3 protein-coding genes and 1 pseudogene are annotated in these 2,623 nt (G+C 64.7%); all 4 read left to right on the forward strand.

The annotated features are described in order from the left end of the window. On the forward strand, positions 1-743 hold a 743-nt coding region (locus P0R31_RS40510; protein ID WP_275521194.1), incomplete at its 5' end, for an ABC transporter ATP-binding protein. After that, positions 740-1,453: an ABC transporter ATP-binding protein gene (locus tag P0R31_RS40515; RefSeq protein WP_035997952.1), complete on the forward strand. Its 714-nt coding sequence runs from the start codon at positions 740-742 to the stop codon at positions 1,451-1,453. The genes P0R31_RS40510 and P0R31_RS40515, both read left to right, overlap by 4 nt. Positions 1,454-1,466: 13 nt before the next feature. Then, positions 1,467-2,345, forward strand: a complete 879-nt coding sequence (locus P0R31_RS40520; RefSeq protein WP_275521196.1) for a branched-chain amino acid ABC transporter permease — start codon at positions 1,467-1,469, stop codon at positions 2,343-2,345. A 2-nt stretch (positions 2,346-2,347) separates the two neighbouring features. Continuing rightward, positions 2,348-2,623 (forward strand): annotated as a pseudogene (locus P0R31_RS40525) (branched-chain amino acid ABC transporter permease); the annotation flags it as partial.

The raw sequence follows: 2,623 nt of genomic DNA on the forward strand, positions 1-2,623 counted from the left end.
TTAGCGTCGTGTTCGGCGGCATCGTCGCGCTCAACGGCGTGTCCTTCGACATGCACAAGGGCCAGATCCTTGGGCTGATCGGCCCGAACGGCGCCGGCAAGACCACGCTCTTCAACTGCCTGTCGCGGCTGTACCAGCCGTCGTCCGGCGACATCTTGATGGACGGCGTGAGCATCCTGTCGCGGCCGCCGCACCGGATCGCCGAGATCGGCATCGGCCGCACCTTCCAGAACGTGGCGCTGTTTCCGAACCTCTCGGTGATGGACAACGTCCGCGTCGGCGCCCATTCGAAGACCTCGAGCGACATTATCAGCGACTCCCTGAAGCTTGCCTGGGTCCGGCGCAGCGAGACCAGCATCAACAAGAAGGTGCACGAGATCCTTGCCTACCTCGACCTCGAGGACGTCGCCCATACCGTCGTGTCCGGCCTACCGTTCGGTACGCAGAAGCGGGTCGAGCTGGCGCGTGCGCTGGCGGCCGATCCGAAGATCCTGCTGCTCGACGAACCCGCCGGCGGCCTCAACCACGAGGAAGTTCATGTGCTCGGCGACCTCATCCGCAAAATCCGTGACGAGCGCCATATGACCGTGCTCCTGGTCGAGCATCACATGGGCCTCGTGATGTCGATCGCCGACCACGTCGTCGCGCTGAATTTCGGCAAGAAGCTCGCGGAAGGCACGCCCGCCCAGGTGCAGGCGGACCCGGACGTCATCAAGGCCTATCTCGGGAGCAAGGATCAATGACGCCACTGCTCAACGTCAAGGACCTGCGTGCCTATTATGGCCAGGTCCAGGCGCTCCATGGCCTGTCTTTCTCGCTCAACGAGGGCTCGCTCGTGACGCTGCTCGGCGCCAACGGCGCCGGCAAGACCACCACACTGCGCGCGATCTGCAACATGGTGCGCTCCACCGGCGGTGTCGAGTTCGAAGGCAAGCCGCTGAACAACCGTTCGACCGAGAGCATCGTGCGGTTCGGCATCGCCCACGTGCCGCAGGGCCGCGGCACCTTCACCAACATGACGGTGGAGGAGAACCTCCAGCTGGGGGCCATCACCCGCAAGGACCGCGCCGGCATCGTCTCCGACATCGAGCGCATGTACGCGCATTTCCCGGTGTTGAAGCAGCGCCATACCCAGCAGGCCGGCACGCTCTCCGGCGGCGAGCAGCAGATGCTCGCGGTCGCCCGCGCGCTGATGCTGCGGCCGCGGCTGATGCTGCTCGACGAGCCCTCCTTCGGCCTCGCGCCGCTGGTTGTGCGCGACCTGTTCGGCATCCTCGGCAAGATCAACCGCGAGGACAAGGTCTCGATCCTGGTGGTCGAGCAGAACGCCCAGCTCGCGCTCGAGCTCGCCGACCAGGCCTATGTGATCGAAACCGGCCGCATCGTGATGTCGGGCAAGGCCAAGGACATCGCGAACAACGAAGAAATCCGCAAATCCTATCTGGGTTACTGAGGGAGCCGGCACAATGGAGCTGTTCACCAACCAGGTCCTGGCCGGCATCGCCACGGGCGCGATCTATGCCTGCATGGCGCTCGCCGTGGTCATGATCTACCAGGCCATCGACCATCTCAACTTCGCGCAAGGCGAGATGGCGATGTTCTCGACCTTCATCTCATGGCAGCTGATGCAGTGGGGCGTGTCCTATTGGGCCGCCTTCGTGATCACGCTGGCATTTTCCTTCGTCGCCGGCATCGCGATCGAGCGCATCCTGTTCAAGCCGCTCGTCAAGGCGCCGGTGCTCACCAACGTCGCCGGCTTCATCGCGCTGTTTGCGATCATCAACTCCTCGGCCGGCCTGATCTGGGACTTCACGATCAAGCAGTATCCGACCCCGTTCGGCTCCGCACCGTTCCTCGGCAGCCAGCTGATCTCGACGCACCAGGCCGGCATGATCGGCGTCACCGTGGCGCTGCTGCTCGCGCTCTATTTCTTCTTCCAGTACACCCGCATCGGCCTTGCGATGCGAGCCGCAGCGTCGGTGCCCGAATCGGCCCGCCTCGTCGGCATCAACACGAGCTGGATGATCGCGCTCGGCTGGGGCATGGCGACCGCGATCGGCTCGATCGCCGGCATGCTGATCGCCCCTGTCGTATTCCTCGAGCCGAACATGATGGGCGGCGTGCTGATCTACGGCTTCGCCGCGGCGGTGCTCGGCGGGCTGTCGAGCCCGTTCGGCGCCGTGGTCGGCGGCTTCCTGGTCGGCGTGTTCGAGAACCTCGCCGGCACCTACATCCCCGGCGTCGGCAATGAGCTGAAACTCCCGATCGCGCTCGCGCTGATCATCTCCGTCCTGGTCGTCAAACCCGCTGGTCTGTTCGGCCGGCACATCGTCAAGCGAGTTTGATCATGAGCGCAGCAGAAGAAGTCGTCGCCGAGGGCCACGAGGCGGTCGAGGCGGTTCCGAAGCGGGCCATGACGCTGGGCACCGGCACCTCGCTGGTGGTGCTGGCGGCGCTGTTGATCGTGCCGATGTTCGTCAAGAACTTCATCATCTTCCAGATGACGATGCTCCTGATCTACGGGCTCGCGGTGCTGGCGCTGAACATCCTGACCGGCGGAAGCGGCCAGTTCTCGCTCGGCCAGAGCGCGTTCTACGCCGTCGGCGCCTATACCTCGGCGGTG

The organism is Bradyrhizobium yuanmingense (assembly GCF_029167105.1).
Taxonomy (GTDB): domain Bacteria; phylum Pseudomonadota; class Alphaproteobacteria; order Rhizobiales; family Xanthobacteraceae; genus Bradyrhizobium; species Bradyrhizobium yuanmingense_A.